The sequence below is a fragment of the Mesorhizobium sp. CNPSo 4688 genome (assembly GCF_057784295.1).
In genome coordinates this window covers 120,558-143,985 of the sequence record NZ_JBWLUY010000008.1, presented here as the reverse complement: position 1 = coordinate 143,985, position 23,428 = coordinate 120,558, and the positions used below count along the sequence as shown (strand labels likewise).

The 23,428-nt window shown below is 62.5% G+C and carries 32 protein-coding genes and 1 tRNA gene; 14 read left to right on the top strand and 19 right to left on the bottom strand.

Annotated features, from left to right (window positions below; all coding sequences use genetic code 11):
• The first annotated feature begins 83 nt into the window (after positions 1-83).
• A complete protein-coding gene (locus tag AC04SH_RS16750) occupies positions 84-647 on the top strand; it encodes a TIGR02281 family clan AA aspartic protease (RefSeq protein ID WP_488575851.1) in 564 nt (187 codons plus the stop codon).
• 9 nt (positions 648-656) lie between these two features.
• Here the strand turns inward: AC04SH_RS16750 and deoA are convergent, their stop codons facing one another.
• The 6 genes from deoA to AC04SH_RS16720 form a co-directional block, all read right to left on the bottom strand.
• The gene (gene deoA / locus AC04SH_RS16745) at positions 657-1,976 is read right to left on the bottom strand and encodes a thymidine phosphorylase (RefSeq protein WP_488575850.1); all 1,320 of its coding nucleotides are present in this window, start codon (positions 1,974-1,976) and stop codon (positions 657-659) included.
• The gene (locus AC04SH_RS16740) at positions 1,976-2,797 is read right to left on the bottom strand and encodes a purine-nucleoside phosphorylase (protein ID WP_488575849.1); all 822 of its coding nucleotides are present in this window, start codon (positions 2,795-2,797) and stop codon (positions 1,976-1,978) included. Before AC04SH_RS16740 ends, deoA begins: the two co-directional genes overlap by 1 nt.
• A 10-nt stretch (positions 2,798-2,807) precedes the next feature.
• Complete coding sequence (gene cdd / locus AC04SH_RS16735) at positions 2,808-3,200, bottom strand: cytidine deaminase (RefSeq protein ID WP_352559568.1); 393 nt, start codon at positions 3,198-3,200, stop codon at positions 2,808-2,810.
• A 113-nt stretch (positions 3,201-3,313) separates the two neighbouring features.
• Positions 3,314-4,285, bottom strand: a complete 972-nt coding sequence (locus AC04SH_RS16730) for an ABC transporter permease (RefSeq protein ID WP_023671125.1) — start codon at positions 4,283-4,285, stop codon at positions 3,314-3,316.
• A 1-nt stretch (position 4,286) separates the two neighbouring features.
• Positions 4,287-5,426: an ABC transporter permease gene (locus tag AC04SH_RS16725; protein WP_488575848.1), complete on the bottom strand. Its 1,140-nt coding sequence runs from the start codon at positions 5,424-5,426 to the stop codon at positions 4,287-4,289.
• The gene (locus AC04SH_RS16720) at positions 5,423-6,955 is read right to left on the bottom strand and encodes an ABC transporter ATP-binding protein (RefSeq protein ID WP_488575847.1); all 1,533 of its coding nucleotides are present in this window, start codon (positions 6,953-6,955) and stop codon (positions 5,423-5,425) included. The genes AC04SH_RS16725 and AC04SH_RS16720 overlap by 4 nt, the downstream gene beginning before the upstream one ends.
• A gap of 214 nt (positions 6,956-7,169) precedes the next feature.
• On the opposite strand from AC04SH_RS16720, the gene AC04SH_RS16715 reads away from it, so the two are divergent.
• Positions 7,170-7,379, top strand: a complete 210-nt coding sequence (locus AC04SH_RS16715) for a SlyX family protein (RefSeq protein ID WP_488575846.1) — start codon at positions 7,170-7,172, stop codon at positions 7,377-7,379.
• Positions 7,380-7,392: 13 nt separating this feature from the next.
• Positions 7,393-7,809 (top strand): hypothetical protein, encoded by a 417-nt coding sequence (locus AC04SH_RS16710; protein WP_488575845.1) that lies wholly within the window; start codon positions 7,393-7,395, stop codon positions 7,807-7,809.
• 345 nt (positions 7,810-8,154) lie between these two features.
• On the opposite strand, the gene AC04SH_RS16705 is transcribed toward AC04SH_RS16710, so the two are convergent.
• The 3 genes from AC04SH_RS16705 to AC04SH_RS16695 all read right to left on the bottom strand — a co-directional run bounded on the left by AC04SH_RS16705 (position 8,155) and on the right by AC04SH_RS16695 (position 10,558).
• Positions 8,155-9,144, bottom strand: a complete 990-nt coding sequence (locus AC04SH_RS16705; protein ID WP_477343930.1) for a BMP family lipoprotein — start codon at positions 9,142-9,144, stop codon at positions 8,155-8,157.
• Positions 9,145-9,377: 233 nt separating this feature from the next.
• The gene (locus tag AC04SH_RS16700; protein WP_488575844.1) at positions 9,378-9,701 is read right to left on the bottom strand and encodes a hypothetical protein; all 324 of its coding nucleotides are present in this window, start codon (positions 9,699-9,701) and stop codon (positions 9,378-9,380) included.
• A 116-nt stretch (positions 9,702-9,817) separates the two neighbouring features.
• Positions 9,818-10,558, bottom strand: coding sequence for a hypothetical protein (locus tag AC04SH_RS16695; protein ID WP_488575843.1), 741 nt, complete (start codon positions 10,556-10,558; stop codon positions 9,818-9,820).
• A 361-nt stretch (positions 10,559-10,919) separates the two neighbouring features.
• Between AC04SH_RS16695 and AC04SH_RS16690 the strand changes: the two genes are divergently transcribed.
• Positions 10,920-11,009: transfer RNA gene (locus tag AC04SH_RS16690), tRNA-Ser, on the top strand.
• A 116-nt stretch (positions 11,010-11,125) separates the two neighbouring features.
• On the opposite strand, the gene AC04SH_RS16685 is transcribed toward AC04SH_RS16690, so the two are convergent.
• Positions 11,126-13,126, bottom strand: coding sequence for an AI-2E family transporter (locus AC04SH_RS16685; RefSeq protein WP_488575842.1), 2,001 nt, complete (start codon positions 13,124-13,126; stop codon positions 11,126-11,128).
• Between the two features lie 268 nt (positions 13,127-13,394).
• Between AC04SH_RS16685 and AC04SH_RS16680 the strand changes: the two genes are divergently transcribed.
• Positions 13,395-14,339, top strand: coding sequence for a DMT family transporter (locus AC04SH_RS16680; protein WP_488575841.1), 945 nt, complete (start codon positions 13,395-13,397; stop codon positions 14,337-14,339).
• Between the two features lie 426 nt (positions 14,340-14,765).
• Here the strand turns inward: AC04SH_RS16680 and AC04SH_RS16675 are convergent, their stop codons facing one another.
• Both AC04SH_RS16675 and AC04SH_RS16670 read right to left on the bottom strand, forming a co-directional pair.
• Complete coding sequence (locus tag AC04SH_RS16675) at positions 14,766-14,975, bottom strand: hypothetical protein (protein WP_488575840.1); 210 nt, start codon at positions 14,973-14,975, stop codon at positions 14,766-14,768.
• Between the two features lie 138 nt (positions 14,976-15,113).
• Complete coding sequence (locus AC04SH_RS16670) at positions 15,114-15,971, bottom strand: LysR family transcriptional regulator (RefSeq protein WP_488576039.1); 858 nt, start codon at positions 15,969-15,971, stop codon at positions 15,114-15,116.
• 93 nt (positions 15,972-16,064) lie between these two features.
• On the opposite strand from AC04SH_RS16670, the gene AC04SH_RS16665 reads away from it, so the two are divergent.
• Positions 16,065-16,523, top strand: coding sequence for a DUF3237 domain-containing protein (locus AC04SH_RS16665; RefSeq protein WP_488575839.1), 459 nt, complete (start codon positions 16,065-16,067; stop codon positions 16,521-16,523).
• Between the two features lie 280 nt (positions 16,524-16,803).
• On the opposite strand, the gene AC04SH_RS16660 is transcribed toward AC04SH_RS16665, so the two are convergent.
• Positions 16,804-17,391: a DUF308 domain-containing protein gene (locus AC04SH_RS16660; RefSeq protein WP_488575838.1), complete on the bottom strand. Its 588-nt coding sequence runs from the start codon at positions 17,389-17,391 to the stop codon at positions 16,804-16,806.
• A gap of 514 nt (positions 17,392-17,905) precedes the next feature.
• Here AC04SH_RS16660 and AC04SH_RS16655 point away from each other — a divergent pair.
• A complete protein-coding gene (locus AC04SH_RS16655) occupies positions 17,906-18,097 on the top strand; it encodes a hypothetical protein (RefSeq protein ID WP_477233184.1) in 192 nt (63 codons plus the stop codon).
• Positions 18,098-18,127: 30 nt separating this feature from the next.
• Here the strand turns inward: AC04SH_RS16655 and AC04SH_RS16650 are convergent, their stop codons facing one another.
• From AC04SH_RS16650 to AC04SH_RS16640, 3 genes are all read right to left on the bottom strand, one after another.
• Entirely contained in the window at positions 18,128-18,751 is a 624-nt protein-coding gene (locus AC04SH_RS16650) for a hypothetical protein (RefSeq protein ID WP_477233185.1), read from the bottom strand.
• Positions 18,752-18,841: 90 nt separating this feature from the next.
• Positions 18,842-19,429 (bottom strand): TetR/AcrR family transcriptional regulator, encoded by a 588-nt coding sequence (locus AC04SH_RS16645; RefSeq protein ID WP_488575837.1) that lies wholly within the window; start codon positions 19,427-19,429, stop codon positions 18,842-18,844.
• Between the two features lie 198 nt (positions 19,430-19,627).
• Positions 19,628-19,966 carry a hypothetical protein gene (locus AC04SH_RS16640; protein ID WP_488575836.1) on the bottom strand — a complete coding sequence of 113 codons (339 nt, stop codon included), beginning with the start codon at positions 19,964-19,966 and terminating at the stop codon, positions 19,628-19,630.
• Between the two features lie 185 nt (positions 19,967-20,151).
• On the opposite strand from AC04SH_RS16640, the gene AC04SH_RS16635 reads away from it, so the two are divergent.
• Positions 20,152-20,328 (top strand): hypothetical protein, encoded by a 177-nt coding sequence (locus AC04SH_RS16635; RefSeq protein WP_488575835.1) that lies wholly within the window; start codon positions 20,152-20,154, stop codon positions 20,326-20,328.
• A gap of 112 nt (positions 20,329-20,440) precedes the next feature.
• Entirely contained in the window at positions 20,441-20,632 is a 192-nt protein-coding gene (locus tag AC04SH_RS16630; protein WP_488575834.1) for a hypothetical protein, read from the top strand.
• Positions 20,633-20,712: 80 nt separating this feature from the next.
• Here AC04SH_RS16630 and AC04SH_RS16625 read toward each other — a convergent pair whose 3' ends face one another.
• From AC04SH_RS16625 to AC04SH_RS16615, 3 genes are all read right to left on the bottom strand, one after another.
• Positions 20,713-20,967 carry a DUF6894 family protein gene (locus tag AC04SH_RS16625; RefSeq protein ID WP_477233191.1) on the bottom strand — a complete coding sequence of 85 codons (255 nt, stop codon included), beginning with the start codon at positions 20,965-20,967 and terminating at the stop codon, positions 20,713-20,715.
• 123 nt (positions 20,968-21,090) lie between these two features.
• Entirely contained in the window at positions 21,091-21,594 is a 504-nt protein-coding gene (locus AC04SH_RS16620) for a Crp/Fnr family transcriptional regulator (RefSeq protein ID WP_488575833.1), read from the bottom strand.
• Positions 21,575-21,814, bottom strand: coding sequence for a hypothetical protein (locus AC04SH_RS16615; RefSeq protein WP_488575832.1), 240 nt, complete (start codon positions 21,812-21,814; stop codon positions 21,575-21,577). Before AC04SH_RS16615 ends, AC04SH_RS16620 begins: the two co-directional genes overlap by 20 nt.
• Before the next feature lie 216 nt (positions 21,815-22,030).
• On the opposite strand from AC04SH_RS16615, the gene AC04SH_RS16610 reads away from it, so the two are divergent.
• The 5 genes from AC04SH_RS16610 (at position 22,031) to AC04SH_RS16590 (ending at position 23,420) form a co-directional block, all read left to right on the top strand.
• Positions 22,031-22,261 carry a hypothetical protein gene (locus AC04SH_RS16610; protein ID WP_488575831.1) on the top strand — a complete coding sequence of 77 codons (231 nt, stop codon included), beginning with the start codon at positions 22,031-22,033 and terminating at the stop codon, positions 22,259-22,261.
• 100 nt (positions 22,262-22,361) lie between these two features.
• Positions 22,362-22,625 carry a hypothetical protein gene (locus AC04SH_RS16605; RefSeq protein ID WP_477233194.1) on the top strand — a complete coding sequence of 88 codons (264 nt, stop codon included), beginning with the start codon at positions 22,362-22,364 and terminating at the stop codon, positions 22,623-22,625.
• Positions 22,626-22,673: 48 nt separating this feature from the next.
• Entirely contained in the window at positions 22,674-22,868 is a 195-nt protein-coding gene (locus tag AC04SH_RS16600; protein WP_488575830.1) for a hypothetical protein, read from the top strand.
• 26 nt (positions 22,869-22,894) lie between these two features.
• Positions 22,895-23,101, top strand: coding sequence for a hypothetical protein (locus AC04SH_RS16595; protein ID WP_488575829.1), 207 nt, complete (start codon positions 22,895-22,897; stop codon positions 23,099-23,101).
• Between the two features lie 145 nt (positions 23,102-23,246).
• Entirely contained in the window at positions 23,247-23,420 is a 174-nt protein-coding gene (locus AC04SH_RS16590; protein ID WP_488575828.1) for a hypothetical protein, read from the top strand.
• Positions 23,421-23,428: the final 8 nt, after the last annotated feature.

Below are 23,428 nucleotides of genomic sequence, written 5' to 3'. Positions count from 1 at the left end.
TACGCAAAGCCTCGGTTTCGGGCCGGCGTTAAAGCGGCAAACACCATGTGCGCACGAGAATGGGCCTTCACGAAGGTCCATTCATGCTGCGCAGGCTTCTCATTCTGGGCGTGTTTGCCGGAACATCGGCGTCGATCCCGATCGTCTACCAGTCGAACCCGCAGATCCTCGACGGCCTGCTGAAGTCGACCGTCGCCAGCAAGCCGGTGGCCGAACCGAAGCCCGAGTTGAACCTCGCCTCGGTTCCCGACAAACCGGCGACACCGTTGCCCACAGGCCGCAAGGTACTGGTGGCGGCTGACGAGCGCGGCCATTTCACCTCCGCCTTCAAGCTCAACGGCCGCCAGGTCGACGGCATGATCGACACCGGCGCCACTTTGGTCGCCATCAACACCTCGACGGCGCGCCGCATCGGCATCTCGCTCAACCCGTCGGATTTCAGCCATCAGGTCAACACCGCCAACGGCGCGATCAGGGCAGCCGTGGTCAACATCGACCGCCTGCAGATCGGCAAGATCAGCATCGACAACATCCAGGCGGTGGTGCTCGACGACAGGGCGCTGCACACCAACCTGATCGGCATGAGCTTTTTGCAGCGGCTGGCAAAATACCAGGTCGAAAACGGCACCTTGCTGCTCGTGCAGTAGCGCTTGCCACTAGCCGCGCGCCAGCACCCGGCGGATGACGGTCTTGTCGGCGGCCGGCTTCGAAGCCCCGATCGTGTAGGCCGAAAGCACGGCGGCAGCGGCTGCTTCGGCGTCCGCTTCCGTGCGGGCATGGACCAGCGCCAGCGCATCGCCGGATCGCACCTCGGCGCCGATTGGCAGCAGCCTGGTGATGCCGACCGCATGATCGATCCTGTCGTCCGGCCGCGTCCGCCCGCCGCCGAGCCCGACCACGGCAAGGCCGATGTCGCGCGTGGCGATCCCGGTGACAAAGCCATTGCCGGTCGCCTTGACCGCAAACTCCACTGCGGCCTTCGGCAGATATTTTCCCGGCTTCTCGACGAAATCGGCGGGGCCGCCAAGGGCGGCCACCATGCGCGCGAAAATGGCCGCCGCGCGGCCACCGGCCAGCGTTTCGGCGGCGCGCCTGAGACCATCTTGCTGGGATGACACCAGTCCCGTCGACTGCAGCATCTCGGCGGCCAGCGCCAGCGTTACATCCTCCAGCCGCTTGTCGCGGAACCGCCCGGTCAGGAAGTCGACGGCGTTGCGCACCTCCACGGCATTGCCGGCTGCCGACGCCAGCGGCTCGTTCATGCCGGTGACCAGCGCCGAAGCCTTCAGGCCGGCGCCATTGGCGACCTCGACCAGGCTGTTGGCCAGTGCGGTCGCATCGCGCGACTTCTCCATGAAGGCGCCGTTGCCGACCTTGACGTCGAGCACCAGCGATTGCAGGCCGGCCGCCAGTTTCTTTGACAGGATTGAGGCGGTGATCAGCGGCACGGATTCCACCGTTCCGGTCACGTCGCGGATAGCATAGAGGCGGCGGTCGGCAGGCGCGAGGTCAGAGGTCTGGCCGATGATGGCGCAGCCGGTCTCGAGCACCGTCTTGCGAAAGCGCGCCACGTCCGGCTGGCTGACATAGCCGGGAATGGCGTCCATCTTGTCCAACGTGCCGCCGGTATGGCCAAGCCCCCGACCCGAGATCATCGGCACATAGGCGCCGCAGGCGGCGACGATCGGCGCCAGCATCAGCGAGACATTGTCACCGACGCCACCGGTCGAATGCTTGTCGGTGACCGGACCCGGCAGGTCCGACCAGTCAAGCACGTCACCGGAATCGCGCATCGCCAGCGTCAGCGCCACCGCTTCGTCGCGACTCATGCCGTTGAAGAACACCGCCATGGCGAAGGCGCCGACCTGGCCGTCCGAAACGCTGCCCGAGGTCACGCCGGCGACGAAGGCCGCTATCTCCTGCGCCGAAAGTTTCTGGCCGTCGCGCTTGCGGCGGATGATTTCCTGCGGAAGCATCAGGCGTCGTCGCCCTTCGGCTCCGGCAACCCGTCCTGGAACACATGCGCAAGGATCGTCGCCAGGCGCGCGCCGCCGATCGGCGCCATGTCCTTGGTCTCCTGGTGTGACAACTCCGCCCCGGTCATCCCTGCGGCAAGGTTGGTGATCACCGAACAGGCGGCAACGCGCAGGCCGAGGAAACGGGCGAGGATAACCTCCGGCACGGTCGACATGCCCACCGCATTGGCGCCCATGATGCGGGCCATGCGGATTTCGGCCGGCGTCTCGAAGCACGGGCCGGAAAACCACATATAGACGCCCTGGTGCAGCCTGGTCCCGGTGGCCTTGGCGGCGCGTTCGATGGCCGAACGCAGGCCGGCGTCATAGGCTTCGGTCAGGCCGACGAAGCGGCGGTCGCTCGGCTCGCCGATCAGCGGGTTGCTGCCAGAGAAATTGATGTGGTCGGTGATCAGCATCACCGATCCCGGCGGCATGTCGGGATCGACGGAGCCGGCGGCATTGGTCAGGATCAGCTTGGTGATGCCGATACCGGCGAGCACTTCCAGCGCCGGCCGCATCGCCGCGGCAACGCCGTGTTCGTAATAGTGGGCGCGGCCCGACAGCATCAGCACCGGCGTGCCGGCAAACAGCCCCGCAACCACCTCGCCGGCATGGCCAGTAACGCCGCTGCGGGGGAAACCCGGAAAATCGGCATAGGAGACGCGCACGGCATTTTCGACCTGGTCGACAAGCCCGCCGAGACCCGAGCCGAGCACCATCGCCGTCGTCGGCGCCAGCCCGTCCAGCCTTTCGACGAGGTGGTCCAGAGCTTCCTTCATGTCAGCACTCTCACTTCAAAATGTCGCCGCGAAACCCGTAGGGCAGCATGTCGCCCATGGTCACGGTCTCGACCACGCCGCCATTGTCGCAGAGGTAGAGTTTGGTGTCCGGCCGGCAGAACTCCGCCAGCCTCTGCCGGCAGCCGCCGCAGGGCGTGCACTTCGCCATGCGCGAGGCGATGACGGCGATCTCCACGATCTTGCCGCCGCCGCCCATGATGTAGTGGCCGAGCGCGGTTGTCTCGGCGCACCAGCCTTCCGGATAGGATGCCACCTCGATGTTGGCGCCGGTGAAGACACGGCCATCCTCGGTGCGTAACGCCGCACCCACCGGAAATTTCGAATAGGGCGCGTAGGCCTTGGCCATGGCCTCCTGAGCGGCTTCGAACAGATCATGCGACATCTAGACGTTCTCTCCGACGATCATGGTCAAAACCCGGCGCTTTGCGTTTCCTCGCGCCTTTCAAGCACCGAGCCGCGTGTTCGGCTCAGCGGTCCCAGACTAGCCTGCCCGGATCAACGTTCCTTGACATAGGGCACGCCGCCGGCGCGTGGCGGGATCGCCTTGCCGATGAAGCCGGCAAGCAGGATGACGGTTAGCACATAGGGCAGCGCCTGCATGAACTGTACCGGCACCTTGCCGATGAGCGGCAGCGGCGAGCCCTGCAGACGGATCGCCGCCGCGTCGAGGAAGCCGAACAAAAGGCAGGCGAACATGGCGTTGACCGGCCTCCATTTGGCAAAGATCAGCGCCGCCAGCGCGATGTAGCCCTTGCCCGCGGTCATATCCTTCACGAAGCCGCCATTCTGCACCATCGACAGATAGGCGCCGGCAATGCCGGTGAGTATGCCGGTGCAGATCAGCGCCCGGTAGCGCAGCCAGGCGACCGAGATGCCGGCGGTGTCGACGGCGGCCGGGTTCTCGCCGACGGCGCGCAGCCTCAGGCCAAAGCGGGTGCGAAACAGCACCCACCAGGTGAACGGCACCATGGCGAAAGCGAGATAGACCAGGATCGAGTGCCCGGACAGAAGCTCGGAATAGATCGGTCCGATGATCGGCACATCGTGGATGGCGGCCGCGCCAGGCAGAGTGATGGCCTCAAAACGCTCGCCCGGCTGCAGCGCCGGCGTTCGCCCGCCCTGCTGGAACCAGGCCTGGCCCAGAATGATGGTCGAGCCGGCGGCGACGAAGTTGATTGCCACGCCGGAGACGATCTGGTTGCCGCGGTGGGTGATCGAGGCGAAGCCGTGCACCAGGGCAAAGGCGACCGACATCACGATCGCCATGCCGAGACCGAGGAAGGCCGAATGGAAGACCGAAGCTGCAGCCGCACCGGCGAACGCGCCGACCAGCATCTTGCCTTCCAGCCCGATGTCGAAGACGCCAGCGCGTTCGGAATAGAGGCCGGCGAGGCAAGCAAGCAGCAGCGGGACCGACAGGCGTATCGTCGAGTCCAGAATCTGTACGATGGCGATGAACACATCCATCTCAGGCGCCCTTCCCTTTGACGGCTTCCATGCCGACCGACCTTGGACTGAACGAGGCGAACAGCGCCTGGACATAGGGCCGGAACATGTGCTCCAGCGCACCGGCAAACAGGATGACGAGACCCTGGATGATGACGATCATGTCGCGGCTGATCGCCGGCATTTCGAAGGCGAGTTCGGCGCCACCCTGATAGAGCATGCCGAACAGGATCGCCGCCAGCACGATGCCGACCGGATGCAGACGACCCATCAGCGCCACGGCGATACCGACGAAGCCGGCGCCGGAGACGAAATCGATCGCCACATTGTGCTGGTCGCCCATCACCGGGTTCAGCGTCATCATGCCGGCCAACGCGCCCGAGATCATCATCGCGATGAGGATGATGCGCGTCTCCGAAATGCCGGCATAGCGCGCCGCCTTCGGGCTGTGGCCATAGGTGCGCATCTCATAACCGAGCTTGGTGCGCCAAATCAGCAGCCAGACCAGGAAGGCCATCACCAGCGCCAGCAGGAAGCAGATGTTGAAGGGCGCCGAGCGGATCTTGGCGCCGAACAGTTCGATGATCCAGTTGAGCTTGGGCAGCTCGGCGCCAGCGAGGAAGTTGCGCGTCTGCGGCGCCTGCGATGCCGCCGGCTTCAACGGTCCGACCAGGAGATAGACCATGATCGAGGCGGCGATGAAGTTGAACATGATGGTGGTGATGACGATGTGCGAACCGCGCTTGGCCTGCAGATAGGCCGGGATCAGCGCCCATAGCGCGCCGACCGCGGCCCCGGCGACGATCGCCAGCGGGAAGGTCAGCCACCACGGCAACACACTGTCGAAGGCAAGGCAGACCACGCCCACCCCGAGGCCGGCAATATAGGCCTGGCCCTCGGTGCCGATGTTGAACAGGCCGCAATGCGCGGCCACCGCCACCGACAGGCCGGTGAAGATGAAGGTGGTGGCGTAGAACAGCGTGAAGGCGATGCCGGTTCCCTTGCCGAAGGCGCCTTCGACCAGGATGACGGCGGCGCGGAACGGGTTCTCGCCCACAAGCATGACGACGAAACCGGCAACGATGAAGGCGACAGACAGGTTGATCAGCGGAATCAGCCCATAATCGGCCCAAGCCGGCAATTTGGCGTAAGGCGTGCTCATTCTGCAGCCTCCTGGCGCTCGACACCCGCCATCAGCAGGCCAAGCTCGCCTTCGGTCGCCTCGGGGCCGCGTTCGCCGACGATGCGGCCGGCAAACATCACCAGGATGCGGTCGGACAGCGAACGGATCTCGTCGAGTTCCACCGACACCACCAGCACTGCCTTGCCCTGGTCGCGCATGGCGATCAGCCGCTTGTGGATGAATTCGATGGCGCCGACATCGACCCCGCGCGTCGGCTGACCGACGATGAGAACACCAGGGTCTTGTTCCATTTCCCGCGCCAGCACGATCTTCTGCTGGTTGCCGCCGGAGAAATTCGCCGTCTTCAGGCGCGGATTGCCGGGACGAATGTCGTATTTCTCGATCTTGTCCTTGGCGTCGGCCATGATGGCATCGATGTTGAGGAGCGGTCCTTTGAGGTAGCGCGGGTCGTCGTGATAGCCGAGGATCGAATTCTCGTTCTCCTCGAAGGCCAGCACCAGCCCGACATGATGGCGGTCTTCCGGCACATGGGCGAGGCCGCGGTCGCGCAACTCGCCGGGGTCGGCCGCTCCGGTCAAATCGATCGGCTTGCCGTCGAGCATGACCGAGCCGGAAACCGCGCGCCTGATGCCGGAAATCGCCTCCAGCAGTTCGGACTGGCCGTTGCCGGCGACGCCGGCAATGCCGACGATTTCGCCGGCGCGGATATCGAAGGAGATGTCGTCGACCATGGTGACGCCACGGGAATCCTTCACCGTCAAGTTCTTGACCGCGAGCTTGACGGCGCCGGCTTCCGCTTCGCCCTTTTCGACCCGCAGCAGCACGCGCCGCCCGACCATCAACTCGGCCAGTTCGCCCACCGTCGTCTTGGCTGTCTCGCGCGTTGCCACCATCGTGCCCTGGCGCATGACCGAGACATTGTCGGTAATGGCCATGATCTCGCGCAGCTTGTGGGTGATCAGCACCACCGTTTTTCCCTGCTCCTTCAATTGCTTGAGGATGCGGAAGAGGTGGTCGGCCTCAGCAGGTGTCAACACGCCCGTCGGCTCGTCGAGGATCAGGATTTCGGCGCCGCGATAAAGCGCTTTCAGGATTTCGACGCGCTGCTGCAGGCCGACGGGCAGTTCCTCGATGATGGCGTCGGGATCGACTTCCAGCCCGTATTCGCGTTCCAGGCGCTCCAGTTCGGAGCGCGCCTTGGCGATGCTCTTTTTCAGCAGCGCATCGCTTTCGGCGCCGAGGATGATGTTTTCCAGCACGGTGAAATTGTCGACCAGCATGAAGTGCTGGTGCACCATGCCGATGCCGAGCGCGATGGCGTCATTGGACGTCTTGATCGACGCCGCCTTGCCGCCGACTCGGATCTCGCCGCTGTCGGCCTGGTAGAAGCCGTAGAGGATCGACATCAGCGTCGACTTGCCTGCGCCGTTCTCGCCGACAATGCCGTGGATGGTGCCGCGCGCGATCTCCAGGTTGATGTCGCGATTGGCGCGAACGGCGCCAAAACTCTTGTTGATGCCGATCAGTTCGATTGCGGCTTGCGCCATGCAGCCTGTCCCACTCTTATTTTTTTATCGCTTGGTCAAAACGCCTAGCATGATGCCCCGTCTGTGCCAATTGGCGGCGCAGCGACCACTCTCGACAAATCCCGGTGCGATTGTCAATTTCGAACGTGGCCGGAGACCTTCACATTCACTAATATACAAAGCTCAATAGTCGCATCACTTTGTAACTGCGTGCGCCGAGACCTGGGGAATTCGAATGATCATGCCTGCCGACCGGCTGACGACGCTGGAAATCCGCGCCACCGAACAGGAAAAGACCATCGAGGAACTGTCGGGCCAGATCGCCGAGCAGTGGCAGGTGATCGAGCGCATGCAGCGCAAACTCGATGCCCTGACCGAGCGCTTCATGGCGCTGGAGGAACAGTCGGCGCCGGATGTGCCGATAACCAAACCACCGCACTGGTAGCAAGGAGAAGCCGATGGCCAGTGAGAGCGATCCCGTTGCCCGTGCCGGCGACTATGTGCTTGGCCTGATGAACGACCGCGACCGGGAGCGCGCCGAGCGCGACCTCGAAATCGATCCCGCCTTCCGCGACACGGTGATGCGGCTGGCCGAGCGCATGCATGTCTTCGATCGTGCTGAGCCGTCGGGCGGCATTGACCGCTGGCGGCAGATCTCGCAACGCATCGCCGAAATGCCGCAAATGCGTGTGGTCGGCCACGACGAGACAAAGCCCGCGCCAGTGATCAGCAAGCTGGAGCGCCGCCCCTACGGCGTGGGTGTGCATTCGCTCGGCGGCCGGCGCGGCGCCGTCATCGCCATCGCGTTGATCGTGGTGTTTGCGCTGGGTTATCTCTTGGGCTTGTTGTCGGCAGGAAGTGCGCTTCTGCCTTGAACGGCGGAGCAAGTCGCATAAGGCGCTCCCCCCTCTCCGTCTCGGGCTTCGCCGATCCCGCAACGCCGGAACTGCCGATCTCCCCCCTTGCGGGGGAGATGGCCGGCAGGCCAGAGGGGGGTGTGAAGGATCGCCAGCCTGAATTGCTTCCGCCGGGAATGAACCCGTGAATTGGCTGATAGGTTGAGGGACAGCACCCCCCTCTGCCTTGCCAGGCATCTCCCCCGCAAGGGGGGAGATCGGATGTCGCCGAGACCTTCGCCAATCTTCAACGTCCCTCCGGACCCCCCAAAAACAAAACCGCCGGGCTTTCACCCGGCGGTTCCGAACCTTAGTCCTTGCCTATCAATACGGGCAGGCGTTGTCGGCGGTGTAGTCATGCACCTCGATCTTGCCGGCAATGATGTCGGCCTTGGCCTTTTCGACCGCCGCCTTCATCTCGTCGGTGACCAGCGCCTTGTTGTTGTCGTCCATGGCGTAGTCGACGCCGCCTTCCTTGAGGCCGAGATTTTGCAGGCCGCCTTTGAAGGTGCCGTTCTTGCCGTCCATGAAGGCGGTGTAGACGGCCACGTCGACGCGCTTCAGCATCGAGGTCAGCACCTTGCCGGGCTGCAGGCCGTTCTGGTTGGAATCGACGCCGATGCCGAGCTTGCCGGCATCCGCCGCCGCTTGCAGCACGCCGACGCCGGTGCCGCCGGCCGCGGCATAGACCACGTCGGAGCCCTGGTCGATCTGCGTCTTGGCGATCTCGCCGCCCTTGGCCGGATCGTTCCACGCCGCCGGCGTGTCACCGGTCATGTTCTGGATGACGTCGGTAGCACCGGCAGACTTGGCGCCGCCGACATAGCCGCATTCGAACTTGCGGATCAGCGGAATGTCCATGCCGCCGATGAAGGAGACCTTCTTCGTCTTCGAAGCCATCGCCGCCATGATGCCGACGAGATAGGAGCCTTCATTTTCCTTGAAGACAAGCGAGCGGACATTGGGCAGGTCGACGGCATCGTCGATGATGGCGAAGTTGAGGTCCGGATATTCCTTCGCGACCACCTTCAGCGCATCCTCCCAGGCAAAGCCTGCCATGACGATCGGATTGCGGCCGTCCTCGGCGAAGCGGCGCAGCGCCTGCTCGCGCTGTGAGGCGTTGGACACTTCGAACTCGACATAGGCGGTGCCGGTTTCAGTCTTGAACTTTTCGGCGCCGTGATAGGCAGCCTCGTTGAAGGATTTGTCGAACTTGCCGCCGAGATCGTAGAGGATGGCCGGCTGGACATCCGCGGCGAAAGCCGGGAGAACCATTGCGGTTGCGGCCAGGAGGCCGAGAACGATACGTTTCATGTGATCCACACCCTGTCGGTTATTTTTTTCCGTTACGCGCCGCCCGCCTGCCCGGTTCTCCGGCAGGCATACGACATCAGCCAGGAGCGTACTCCCCTCCCGCTCCAGGCAATCTGGCACGGCCCGAAACAAAATTCACGCGGAATTTTGACCTTTTGGAAAAGCATGCCCAAGGCGGTGACAGCCGTGGACGGGAGCCGCCTTGTCGTCGCAAGTCCGCCGGAGCAATCCCGTCAGCCCGGGGCGAATTCTCCGCCTCGCCGCCGGCGCCGGTAGCCGACCGCATGGAGGAGGAAGGCAAGCACCGCGAACACGGCAAAGCCGGGCTGGGCAAGCACCCAGGCGATGCCGGCATCCCATATGATCGGGCTAGCCTTGGCGCGCACGAAGGTCTCGAAAGCCGCACGGGTGTCGGGCGACACCGCCAGCCAGCTCGAATTGAGCGGCGTCATGACCAGCGCGGAGGCCGCCACCGAACGCGTCGCGTCGAGCACCGCCATGATGACGGCGACCGAAAGTGCGACCATGGCCGCAAGGCGAAACAGAAAACGCAACATCGATATCTTTCCTCCGGTCCCCAAGCTCCTCCCGAGGACCTTCCGGTCAAACGAGGAATAGAATGCGTAGGCCCGGCGCGCAATCGGCCTACGCGAATTTGAAGCCCCCCGTCTGCCTATATCGCCGCCTTTCGGCTGCGCCGATGCACGAGCCAGACGGCAAGGATGCCGCCGGCAATCGCGCCGACCACCAGCCCGGCAAGGCCGATGAACACCGCGAAGTAGCCGCAACCGCCCTCGAAACAGCTGATGTCGGTGACTTCGGCAATGACAGCACCCAGCCCGAAGCCGGCAACGGCGCCGACGACCGCGCCGAGGATGATGCCGAGCAAGGCTGCGGCAATCGAGGCGAAGGCCGACGGCGCTTGCGCTTGCCGCGCGGTATAGACGGCCGCAGGTCCGGCATCGCGGCGCAGCAGGTAGATGCAGAACAGGCCGATGCCGATTTCGGCGGCAGTGATCGCCATGCTCCTGGCGGAGAAGACGAAATCCGGCACCGCCAGCACATAGGCCTGCCTTGCCAGCAGAAAGACGATGATGGCGATCTGCCAGAAGGTGAAATGGCGCGGGAAGTGGGCCGAACGGCCGAAGGCGAGGCCGAGCAGATAGAGCCCCCACAGGATGGTGATGACGTCGAAGGCCAGCGCGCCAAGGACGAAATAGAACACCGTGTCCGGCAGGCCGGAACTGCCGACCAGCCACCAGGCCGAAACCAGGCCATAGGCCGACCACGCCATGACGAAGGCCAGCCAGACCACCGGGATGAAGGACAGGTCCGAACGCCCGGGCGGCGGCAACCCGCCTGGCACACCTCCGGCCGGCGTTCCGCTGCCGGGATTTTCGCCAATCGATGTCACGTCGGACAATGCCCCCCGCAAAGCCTCTGCTTCACTCGACAACTGGCCCGGGGCGAAGTCAAGCGCGGCCGTCCCCCAGGGCGTTGCCTGTGCACACCATTCGGCGCCCCAGCGCTTCTGGAACGGGGGCGCCGACGATCACGCGAAACGATGCATGGCCGGCAAAGCGAATAGACTGCCGTTATGGCTTGGCATTCGGCGCCGGATCGACTAGATGAGCCCCGCGCCTGTTTGATTGACGGGCGCCGGGAAGGGCATCCGCTGGTTGGCGGCGCCCGTGACGCGGGTCTCCCCCGCACTTCCCAAAGGGATGCATCTCCCCAACCCGCTCGGCAAAACCGGCCGGCGCGAATGCAAGGACGGAGAGGTGGCCGAGTGGTTGAAGGCGCACGCCTGGAAAGTGTGTTTACGGGAGACCGTAACGCGGGTTCGAATCCCGCTCTCTCCGCCAGCCTATTCATCGTCAAACAAATACTTGATATAATTATATAAATCTTATTGACGTTGGCAGCCGGTGCCCCAAAAGCGATCCGCGCCTTCGCAATAGCCTGAGACATTGCGTCGTGGCTAGGCGGTTGCGGCGGTCGCCTGAGCTGGGCCCCGTTTTCGAGGAGCAGGACGGCGTCGATCACGGCGTTTCGAAACGACTTTGAGGGGAACGGCCGGCGCTGGAGACAGCGCGCCAAGCACAGCGTTGACCATGCCGTTGGCCACGAAATCGGCGCTGATGTCGGCGGCCAGAGCTTGCCCTTCTTTCCAGGCATCGCCTTCCTCCGCGTCCGACCAGAACACAATTCCGATTCTCAAACCTGCTTTGGCGCGTTTCAGTCGGCGAACCAGAAAGCGAGCATGCTTGACAGAATCCCGGTTCAGGAAACCGACAACGACGGTGTCGATCGCCCCTAGTTCGAGAAGACGAATACCTGCCGGCTCCATATCGACGAAACTTGCCTTCGCCACCGTTGCACCTTGCACCTCCAGCACCTGAGCGAGCATGGCGGCCGCGGCGTCGTCGAGTTCCCCTCGACCCCCGGCACAAAGCACCGAGATGTCCTTGCCATCGGGCAGCTCGATCTCTTCCTCTTCGACGCCGTCTGGCTCCTTGCTCCCGCTCCCTTCCGCGGTGGCTGTCGGCTCATCTTCCTCGCTTGCTTCTTCCTGTGCATCGTCGGCAAGATTTGCCACAAGAATTTGGGCGCTCGCCGCTACCTGCCTTCGCTGCTGATCGCCCATCACGCCACGCATGCGGTCCTGCTCGCCCAACAGGAGAGCAGGAATGGCGACCTTGTCATAGAAATCGATCAGATACTTCTCCTCGAGGATCTCCTCGGCATGGTCGGTGGCTTCGTCCGGATCGCCGGCCAGGAGCCGCTGATAGAGCCGGGCGTGAGGTTCGAGGACTGGTTCGTTGCCAAACAGGACGTCGAGAAATTCGAACTGCGGAACATGTCGCCCAAGCACGACGAGACACACCGTCAGCGGCGTCGAAAGCACCAGGCCGAGCGGCCCCCACAGCCACGTCCAGAAGATCGCCGCGACGATGATCGCCAAAGGCGAAAGTCCCGTGCGCGAGCCGTAGAGCCACGGTTCGACGACATTGCCGGTTACCATTTCCATCACGATGAACAATGCAGCGGTCCACAGCACGAGCGACCAGCCGGGTGCCACGGCCAAGGCGAGGAACAAGGGCAGCATCGCGCCTATCGCCGGGCCGATATAGGGAACGAAGCGAAGCGCCAGTGCCAGCAATCCCCACAGCAGCGCGTTCGGAATGCCGAGCACCCAAAGCCCGATGGCAATGGGTATTGCGTAGACAATGTTGACCACCAATTGCATGAGCAGATAGCGGCCCACTCGCTTGCCGGCGTCCTGCAATGCTTGTGTTGTGCGGTGGAGGTCCCCGTAACCGACCAGGCGGATGAACCGATCGCGTAGATCCTCGCGCTCGAGCAACATGAAGATGACGACAATGATGATCAGGCCAGCCGATGCCATCGGGCTGATCAACGGTCCGACGATGTTCTGCAGGACCTGGAGCGGTCGCTCACGGGCGACGATCTCGACGGGAACAGGCTCGCGCCGGGGCTTGTCCGCTGCTGGCGGCGTCACGTCCTGTTTATCGATCTCCTGACCGACACGCTCGATCACCCCGCTTAGCCTCGCAATGATGCCACCACCAACGCCCGTTTCCTTGAGCGAACGCACCTTGGCCAGGATGTTTGTCTGGTAGGCTGAAATGTTCTGGGCAAGCTCGCTGACCTGGGTCGCCACAATAAAGCTGAACAGACCCAGGGCCGCGAATGCACCAATCACGCTCAAAAGAACAGCAGGCAGGCGGGGCACGCCGGCACGTTTCAGCCCGGCAACAACCGGCGCCAGCGCAAAGGTCAAAAGCAACGCGATGGCAATCGGCAGAAAAACCTCGCGACCGAAATACAAGGCAGCGACCGTCGTGACGACCGTTGCCACAGTGGGCAGCGCTGTCCGCGGATGGGCATTCCCTGCCGCAAGGATCCGTCCCAGCCCTCGCTCGGACGATGGGATGTCGTTTCGACGATTGGCGGCCACCTGATTCCCCCCCGTTGCCACAGGATAGTTAGCCGCATTCGGCGGCCGGGCAATGTTAGCAGGGTCGAATACATGCGTTTTGCGGCTTGCAGGCTCCAGATTTCCCGCCTCACGCTCTCCTAACCGTGAGACCGAGCTCGGGGACCTCCTCGCCCCATCAAAGAGATATGGTGGCCGAGCGCAGATTCCTTTCGACCTTTCAAAACGGATGCACAACCCAACGACGCAGGCTATGTTGCCCCCGTTTGGGCCAAGGGGAGGGAATGACATGCAGGCAATGCCGATAGCGCATCAAGCCGCGCAATCCGAGGTCAGGCCCGTATCCTCCTTGACCGGCTATCCGGCCGCTGTCCTCTGCTGGCTGCTTTCGGCTGGTGTCTATATCGCGGCCAAATGGGTGGCGCCCGAGATGCCGCCCTGGGGCCTCTGCTTCTGGCGGCTGACGCTTGCTTGCGCCATCCTGCTCCCGATTGTGCGCCGTCATCACGACGCGATGATTGGGCTTTTGCGCACTCGCGCCGTGGAGGTCATCGCCGTGGGGGCGATCGGTCTCACGCTGTGCCAGGGTATGATCTACCATGGCCTCAATCACACCGACGCCACCACGGCCGGTATCATCATGGCGCTGTCGCCTGTCATGACGATGGTGCTCGCCCGTTTCGTGCTTGGCGAGCCGCTCGGGCTGTGGAAGTCGCTTGGCGCGCTGGTTGCGCTCGCCGGGATGATTTTCATCGTTGCCCACGGGAACCTGACGGCGCTGCTGCAACTCAAATTCAACGCCGGTGAGCTGTGGATCGTCGGCAGCGCGTTCTGCTGGGGCCTGTACACCGTGCTTTTGCGCCGTGCCAAATTCGGTATCGAACTCCTGCCGATGGTCGTGCTGCTGCTCGGCGCCGGCGCGCTGGTCGCCTTGCCCTTCCATTTGTGGGAATTGTTCAACGACGAACGCTCCGCCATGGACGTCGACAGCATTCTCGCGCTCGCCTATCTGGCAGGTCCCGGCGGCGCCTTGATGTACTATCTCTACAACAAAAGCGTGGAAACGCTCGGCGCGAGCCGGGCGAGCATGCTGCTCTACCTGCAGACGGTGTTCGTCGCCATGCTCGCCTATCTTCTGCTCGGCGAGAAATTGCACGATTACGATCTGGTCGGCGCGGCCTTCATCGTCGCCGGCATCGTACTTGCCACCGCGATCAAGCCAAGGCCAGCTTAACCATCAGCCAGCAGCCTGGGCACGGCGCGTCGCTCTGAGCGGCACGCCACGCGGACTACGCGCCCTACATCCAGGCATGGATGGTGGCTACCGCCATCTATGTCTGCCTTCCCGAATCGAGTTGCACCCCAAGTCGCTCTTTCCTCCTCCACCGCACCACGGCGCGGTAACTGGTTCGATCTACGGGAACGTGAAGCACGAAACGGTCGGGAATTGCGATGTCGGCCTTCACCCGCAACTCCGCACCGTGAGCGTGCTGGTTACAAACCAGACAATTGATGCTGACGTCGCCGGAGTCGATTGTCGCTTCCTTCAGAACAAGGTCACGGATATGCGACCGTCGCTCTATGGGTGGGTCAGTCGGCACTGCCTTATTCCTCTGATTTGACGAACCGAAACCGTTCCGGAACGGGGGTTGGAAACACACTACCGGCCCAGTGGCTGCCTCGAAAGGCTGACGAGCTCGGCTTCGTCGACCACGCCGGCCATATAGTTCGCGATAATCCGGGATGCGAGAGCCTCGCGTGCTTCCGGCGATTGACCGTCGAGCTTGAGCTGCTGGAATACACGCCCCAACAGTTCGAGTTCGGATGGCTGCAGAATGCCAGCCTCCGTGGCTTTGCGTCGAATGGGCACGTGTTCTCCTCCACCGCGGTCAATGAACATACGACCGCAGCCAGGAAACTCAACTCCACTGTTGAGGGCGCCCAGGCGCGCAAATGCCGTTTCGGACGCGCGAAGCTCTCACCGCGGCCTGTGCCGCGCTCGCCATCTTCATGGCGGATTGCCGGCCTGCTCCCGCAGCCAGGCGCAGAAATGCCTCGGAGCCATGCGGCGGTCGTCGGCGCGCATCAGCGCAAAGTGCCAGGCGGGACCGCTCAGCACCTGACGGAAGGGGGCGACCAGAAGGCCCTGGGCCAACAAGGAACCGAACAGGGTGGGCGACAGCAGTGCCACGCCACCACCTGCCAATGCGGCATTGGCGTTGAGTTCATGGGTCGGGAAATCGACTGCGGCAAACCGTATGGCCGACGGGATTTCGCCGTGCGCCATGATGAACCATTGTTCCCAGTCGGGATGCGGCAAGAGCTCGAAATCGACCAGTTCCGCCGGAACTGCAAGCGAATGCCCTCCGAGCAGGGTCGGCGCCAGCATTGGCGTCACGTCCACCGGGATGAGCCGGTGTTCCTCAAGGCCGGTCCACCCACCGCGACCCGTTCTGATGATGACGTCAAATGCGTTGGGATCGCGTATATCCGTCGAGACATCCAGCTCGATACCGGCCGGTCCTGACTCAGGATAGTGCGGTAGACGCGGTGCGAGCCAGCGTGATGCGAACGTGGGTGGTGCAGTGACCTTTAGAGGAGGCGTCGCCGCCTGAAATCGGTCGACCGCCTCTGCTATCCCGGCGAGTGATTCCCGAACCTGGCTTGCCAGCGCGGCGGCGGCAGGTGTCGGCACAACGCGGCCATGAACGCGTACAAAAAGCGGCTGCCCAAGCTCGGCCTCCAGCGAGCGGATACGCAGGCTGACAGCCGCGGGCGTCAGGAAAAGGCGTTCGGCGGCCCGCGCAAAGCTGGCGGTCGCAACGCATACTTCGAGAATGCGCAAGGATTCGAGGGAGGGCCGCATGATTAGTTTTCCTTGTGACAGCGACAAGAAGAGCGCGTTTTTTGAGTAACGCGCACTGGTGTAGATGCCGGCCTCGAAACTAGGAGGCATTTGATGTCGCTGCAATCAAGACACTTGTTTACCCTCTTCATGACGCTTCACCCCGTCATGGATCTTGGGCACACGCCGGCGGGCGGCCGACGCATTTTCGCGGTCTCGGGCGGAAACTTCGAGGGCGAGCGCATTGGCGGCACGGTGTCGCCGCTCATCGGGTCCGATCTGCTTCTCGGCCGGACGGACGGCACATTCCAACAGGATGTCAGGCTGCTCCTCGTCGCCGACGATGGCGGCTTGATCATCATGACCTATCGCGGCGTCAGGCGCGCGTCTCAGGCCGTCGACGAACGCCTGGCACGCGGAGAGTTGGTCGATGCATCCGAATACTATCTACGCACAACGCCGTATTTCGAGACCGCTGCGCCGGCCCATGCCTGGCTCAACAGCATTGTATCGGTCGCCAGCGGTGGCCGGACGGCAAGCGGTGTCGAATATGAGGTCTTTGAAATCCTCTGACGTGACAGCGCGGCCACCCAATACGCCTCGCTTGGAGCGAGCATGGCAGATGATGCTCCGCTGGTTCTGGCTGCAAATGCAGAGGCGCCAAAGCTCGCGCATGCTGCGCGAGCTGACAGACGAGCAACTCAGCGACATTGGCCAGCGCCGCAGCTCCAACGGAAAAGTCTCGCCACGCCCAGACCGCCTTGATGAACGCTAGCCAGACCATGTCACTCCGGTCGCTGAGCGGCGCAATCGGCAAGGCCGCCATCCCATACTTGCCAGCCGTGCGGTACCTTCATCCCGCGGCCTGCGCCGACCTGCGCCGCGCGTCGCTCACCGTCAGCCAGACGGCGGAGACCAGGAAGTAGAAGGCGCCGAACGCTGCATAGGGCGCGACATTGGTGATGTCGATCGTTGCCGAACTGTCCGCCATCTTCACAAAGAAAATGCCGGCCAGTGCCGACTGGGCGCCGCTCAGCACCATTGCCCACTGCGCGCCGGACTTCCAACGCCTGACTGCGGTCGCGAGCTGAAAGAGGCCCGAAAAGACTGCCCAGACGCCGAAGACGACGAGCACCGTGCTCATACCTTTGCCGAGAGCAATGGCGACTGCCACGGTGGTGATGATGCTGACGACGAAGTTAAGCAGCTGCGTCTTGTTGCGGTTCAAGCCGCCGGTGCGCTGTGCGTCGATGAAGTTGGCCAGCGCGTCCCAAGCCGGATAGGCGACCAGCATGATGGCTGCCAGGAGAGGCATTGTTTTGGCGAGCGTGAAGGCCAGGAGGACCCAGGCGGTCGAAACGGCAAAGCGTGTGAAATAGTAGCTTTTAAGCCAGGCGGTTGAGGATTGAATCAGCGTGGTTTCATTCGTCTTAGCAAGCATTTCGATTTCTCCTTTGTGTTCGCTTTAGAACTACCTACTAGAAGGTAGACATGTCAACTCCTGTTTTTGCCGATCGGACCTAGCCATCCCGGCTACCATCATTGCCGGCCAAAAGGGGGCAGGGCGGACCAGAACTCCGGCCCAACCGGCATGATCACAACCTTCGCTCGGAAAGCGCTTCGGCCGTCAACGACATGCCTGTCTCGGCCGCGGCAGCGGTTGCACGGCCGATCGCACCAACGAAATCGGTCCCTGGGGACCAGTCGAGTGCTGACCTCCGGCGCAGTGGATGACCGGCTCCCTATTTCCAGATCAATTCAACTGCTCCGGGGGCGAAATTGCTCTCGAACCAACAAAACATCAGCTCGACTTGGAACCAAGACCCATCGCCATCTGAATGGCAAAGGAGCCGCTAACGGCCGAGGGAAGCGCCCGTGCAACCAGACGAAAACCCTTGGCCACGCTTTGGCCGGTCGAGCGGGGCTTCTCATCACGGGTCGGCGGAACGAGGCGATTGGCTTTCACCTTCTCAAACCCGGCGGTGATCGTCGACTGCCGCCGCGCGATCCAGGCATTGAAGGAATCCGACGTTATCGAGCTTGTCCGGCAAATTGCGACGGCGGACGACGCCGATGTCGGCCTGATGGCGGACACCTTCTGTACCTTACTTGTCGTCGATCGAATGGCCATGTTCCGGCGTCCTTAATCTGCATCAAGGTCAGAGATCATCCGGCTTTCACATCGGCGGGACGACGCCATCTTTGCCGACGACCACCTGCTGTCCGAGCACGCCACTTGCCGCTTTCTCAGCAATGATGAAGACGACCGCCCCCGGTGCGAGGTCGTCCTTTGTAGCCGCGGCAAGGGTGACAACAGGCGTGCTGTCAGGGATGGAGATCTTCTTTTCCTTGCCATGGTAGGACACGGTTACGGTCCGCCCCTGGATGCCCGTGACCGCATCGGCCACCGTGGCATTGGTCATGCTGCTGTCGGGCTTGAGATCCCAGCCATAACTTCCCTCGCCGGCGCCCCGCAACGCCGGCGGGAAGATGAGGACCTCAAGCGCACCGTCGCCGCCCTCAGCTTTTGGCTGAGAGGCGATCCCGACAAAATCGCCAGGCTTGATGTCGGTGACCTGTGCCCGGGCCACGGCCGAGATTTTCCAACCATCGGCCAAAGTGACGTCAAGTGTTTCGCCCTCCCGGGTTTTTACTTTCAGCACCGATGCGCTGAAGGTCTCAACCGTCCCTCTGATATGGAGTTGCGGGGCCTTCTGGTCCTCCGCCTGCGCAGCGCTGGTTAGCAGCGGAAATGCAGCAAAGCCCAAGGCGACCAGCGCGGGTAAAATCTTTCGGATCATGGTGGTTTCCTTACCTACTGGTTGGTAGTTGCTCAACGTAGTATGAGAATTCGGAGGCGGGCTAGCCGCCTCTGCCGTGCACACAACTTGTTAGTGAACCTTCGCCGATAGTCGCTGCACGGTCGGCGTCAGGATGGCGTCAAAGACGGCAGGGTTGCCATAGGCGCGCGCGGACAGCATCGCGCCATGGACAGTCGCCATGAAAGTCTCAGCCTCCAGTTCCGCCGAGCCGGCGAATTTCAGCACCCCCTGTTCGGCGCCCCGCTGCATGACCTTGGTCAGCCAGGACGACAGAAACCTGAAGTAAGCCCGCACCTCGACGGCAATTTCAGGCGGGAGCGCCGGGAGTTCGCTGGCAAGCAGCGCGCAGACGCAAAACGGGACGCTCGCATCCTCAATGCATTTTGCCCAGTAGCCGGCATAGGTTCGAAGCAGCGCGAGGGGGTCAGGGAATTTGCTTTCCAGATCTGCCATGCCGGCCTCGGTACGCTCGCGATGGCGCACCACAAGCGTGCGAACGAGGTCGACCTTGCTGGGGAAATGGTGGTGGATGCTCGCCTTGCGGATTCCCACTTCGCCGGCGATATCGGCGTAGCTGAATCCGTTGTAGCCGCCCGCCACGATGAAGTTTCGCGCCGACGCCAGAATCTGATCGGAGGTCATCACAAGATTGCTCATGGCGATTACCTACCTACTAGTAGGGTTATTGTCAACCCTGGATTTCTGGGCGAGGCGATCTACGCCAAGGCCAGGCTGAATTGGCAATCCACCCGGAAATGAAAAGCCCGCCGGCCGAGCCAGCGGGCGAGGTAGGGCAGGAAACCTTGCGGCCATTCCGCAAGAACGGGACAAGCTGCAATACGCCTTTGCCGCCGGCTAGAACCAGCGGCGGTCGCGTTCCAGGGTTTGCCCGAGCAGCATGCCGATCAGCAGCCCGGCAATGCCACCAAGGACAAAAGCGCTGCTGATCGTGCCGGGATTCTGCTGGACGGTTTCGGACACCGTCTGCGCCTGCGATCTCAACTGCTGCGCTGCCCGCGCCGCGCGCTCGGTCGCGCTGCCATACCAGCCGCCTGCTTCGTCGACGGCATCTTCGGCGCGGTCGGCAAGTATCCTGTTGATCTTGGCTATCTCACGCTTCAGCGATGCAACCTGCTTTTCCAGGGCCTCCTGGGCTTCTCGGGCGGAAATCTTCGGGGTTTCGTTGTCGGCCATGGGCTGTTCCTTTCGTTGAGGTACGGGGAACGGCTTACAGACAGGGATGGTTCCGAACGCGTGTCCGCCGCACACGGCATTCTCATCCGGCCTCGGCTCGCCCCGCCAGCTTCTTCGCAGCCCTGCGGAACCACGATGAGTCTGCCGTGTTGTAGGCTTCAGAGCCAAGCGAGAGGATACCGCACGTGCTAAGCACCGTTCGAATGATGATCGGCCAGACCCGCGATGCGATCGGTTTGCAGAAGCGCGCCCCCACCATCCCGACCGATACCGATATGCCCGTCTCCAGGGAAATCGCCACGCTCACCGCCATTCGCCTCACCGACATGGCCGGCCTCGGCCCATCGACAGCCGAGAGCTGACGGCCTTGCGGACCGGCGACCCGGTCCACTAACTTTTGATGTTGAAAAAATGCTTCGCGCGAGCCTTATAAGAAGAATCGACGTTTCCCATTGCTCATTGAGGAGATTTGCGATGGATAACGTCCAGAGCAACACAGTCGATCAACCCGCCGTCGAGGTGGTCGAGGCCTGCGGAGAATGGTTTGTCCGCGTGGTCGAAGACGGCAAGGCAACCACGACATCTTTCGAACGCGAAGCCTTCGCCCTGACCTTTGCCGAGGGCCAGCGAATACGCCTGCGGCTGGAGACGATCACGAGGGTCTAGCGTTGGCGCCAACGCACGGGGCAAGGCATGTTCTGTCCGGTGGCGAGCCGCATCCGCTATCGCCTTGGGCGCTGCAGCCTTCACCCTCTGACGGCAGGCGGCCAGTCTTTGAAGACGGTGGTCGAAATGTGCAGGGCAAACAGCTTGCGGCCCTCTCCATCGCTGACTTCCATACGCCATTCCCGATCGCGTTCGAAAGCGCCGTCCAGATCGCGCAGTATGTAGCCGGTGGTCTGCGTTGCCTGTTCCCAGGCAGTCTCGACATCGGGCAGTACAACGCCCTCGTCATCGCGCAAAAGCGGTCCGTAGCCGGTGTCGAAGAAGTATCTGGGCATCGGGTCTGCCTCTAGGCTTATCTTAGCAACCCGGGATGGGCTGGTCCTGCCATAAGACAGGAAATCACCCCTCACGCATTCACATGCATTAAGGCCACATGAATTAGGGCCGTGCGCAAGGCTTCAGCCGCCGACCGCTGCTTGCGTCCGCAGATGCAGATAGCTTGGATTCCAGCCGGCCTCCTGTTCGAGCCCCTTGGAATTCAGCACCGTCAACTGGTCGCCTTCGAGGCTGATCAGCGATTTGCGGCGAAGCGATTGCAGGACGCGGTTCATGTGGACCGGCGTGACGCCCATCGTGTCGGCCAGCTCGACCTGCGTGAGCGGCAGCGTGTATCGGTCGTCGGAGACCAGACCCACCGAGCGCAGCCGGGCCAGCAATTCGCACAACAGGTGCGCAACCCTCGGCTCGGCCTGTCGTTGTCCGATATTGACCAGCCATTCGCGCAATGTCCCCTCGTCGACCATCGTGCTCATCAGCATGGCCCGGGCGATGGCCGGGCGGCCAAGCAGCTGCTGGATGGACGAACGGCTGACATCCACCACCTGGCACTCGGCCAGCGTGCCGACGGAGTGATCCATGTGATCGAGCAGATAGACATGCAGGTCACACAAGTCGCCGGGCATAGGCCATGATCTGGCGCCGGCCGTCCTGCAGTATCTTGTAGCGGCAGGCAAAGCCGCGCAGCACCAGATGGACATCGCCCGGCTTGTCACCTTCCGCGATCAGGTCGACATAGGGCTGGACTGTGCGGGTCTTGCCCACCACCGCGTCGAGGAGAGCGAGATCGGCTTGGTCGAGATGGCCAAAATTGAGAAGCTTTCGACTGAGAAAGTTGACGCTCATCATCCAACCTGCGGTGAATTCTCCTGCAGATTTAAGGCCAGTTCCGGGATCGGCCTTAACATATGATAAGACGCGGCTGGCCAAAAGCCGTCACGCGGCCTATCTCTCTAAGAGTGGTCGTCGAAGGCAGGAATGACTTCCCCAGCAGCGAACGATGCCCTCCCCAGCGCGGGATCGGCCGGTGGATCGGTTTCTTCGCAAACCGAGGATTGTTGCGTGCCACGATTTTATTTCGACGTTCAGCGGGACGCGGTCTCCGAACCCGATCGGATCGGCACCGAACTCAGCGGCGATGACCTCGTTTCCGCAACTGGTGTTGGGATTGGCGCTGGAGATTGCAAGGAGGCCTTGCCGCAACTGATGACCATTGTCATTTCGGTGCGGGGCGGCGGAACCCTGCAGCTTTATCAGGCGACACTCAGCCTTGTCGGCAAATGGAACGCCTAGCGTTAACATAGGTTGAGGCGGACAATCCGAAGAACGGCATAATCCTCCCACGCGATCAAATCCGGGCGAGCGCGTGCGCCTTCGCGGGAGGGCAGCCACTATGCTATTCGGCGTATTGAATAGAGACGAGCTTGCTCTTTGCAGGCAAGTTTTCCGACATTGGTCCGGGCTCAGTGGTCTAGTCGAAACGTTGTCGCGCGAGGATTTGGCGTGGGAAATTCTGCAGGCGCACAACGCCGGCGCAACCACTTACGCCAAACTGGTCGCCGCGATTACCACGAGGACGGGCGAAGCCTGGTATTTCAACGCGATCGACAGCGGCCCGCCAATGGCGTCCGATAGCGAAGCACCCGTTGAATTCTAGAGGCTGCGCACCGCTTCTAGCGCTCTGTGCCCTTTGGGAGTGCCTGTGATGAAATCCGAGAGCGATGGTCTGGTCGACATGCCCTACGACACGGAGGGCTTCGCGGAAAAACATGGCCTGACGGTGCGCGCAGCCGAGGTCGTTCTGATTTCCAACGGGCCGTCGAAAGTCGCATGTGATGCCGCGGCCCGCGCTTTCAAGGAAGCGCTGTCGATGCGCAACAGGCAGTGGCAACGCGACTAATGGATACGCGCTGCGGGAGGCGGGCTATGGCTGAGCATTTTATATCGAAAAGCGGCGTAGCATATCCGGATGACCTGACGTTGTTGAAAAGGGTGTACGACCGCATCTGCGCCGAACGGACCCTGTCTCACGGTTGTCCCGAGGCTGCCGAATTGGCTGCAATGGCGATGGACCTTTTCAGCCGCGGGATTTTTGAGGAAGACACGCTCTATGGCGAACTTCGCCGAAGCTGAGCAATTGGTCTGATCTCAAATCCTGCAATGAGACCGCTGCAAGTCTTGTCCTGACGCACCTGCACATCGTTGCGGCGCGAGGCGGGCGGCGAATCCTTTGGAACGCTCTCTGCGCCCAAGGGTTGTCCTCCGAAGGGAGGACGCGATGCCGAATCCATTGAACCATGTCGAAACATTGCGGGCGGTGTCAGACCTGCTCCACCGCGCCCGCCTTATCATTCGCGATGGCGGGCATGCCGTGGCGATGTTCGAAATAGACACGTTGCTGCAGGTCGCCCAGACCGAGGTTGCGCGCAACCTCGAACGCAGCGAGCGCTGAGCGCTGAA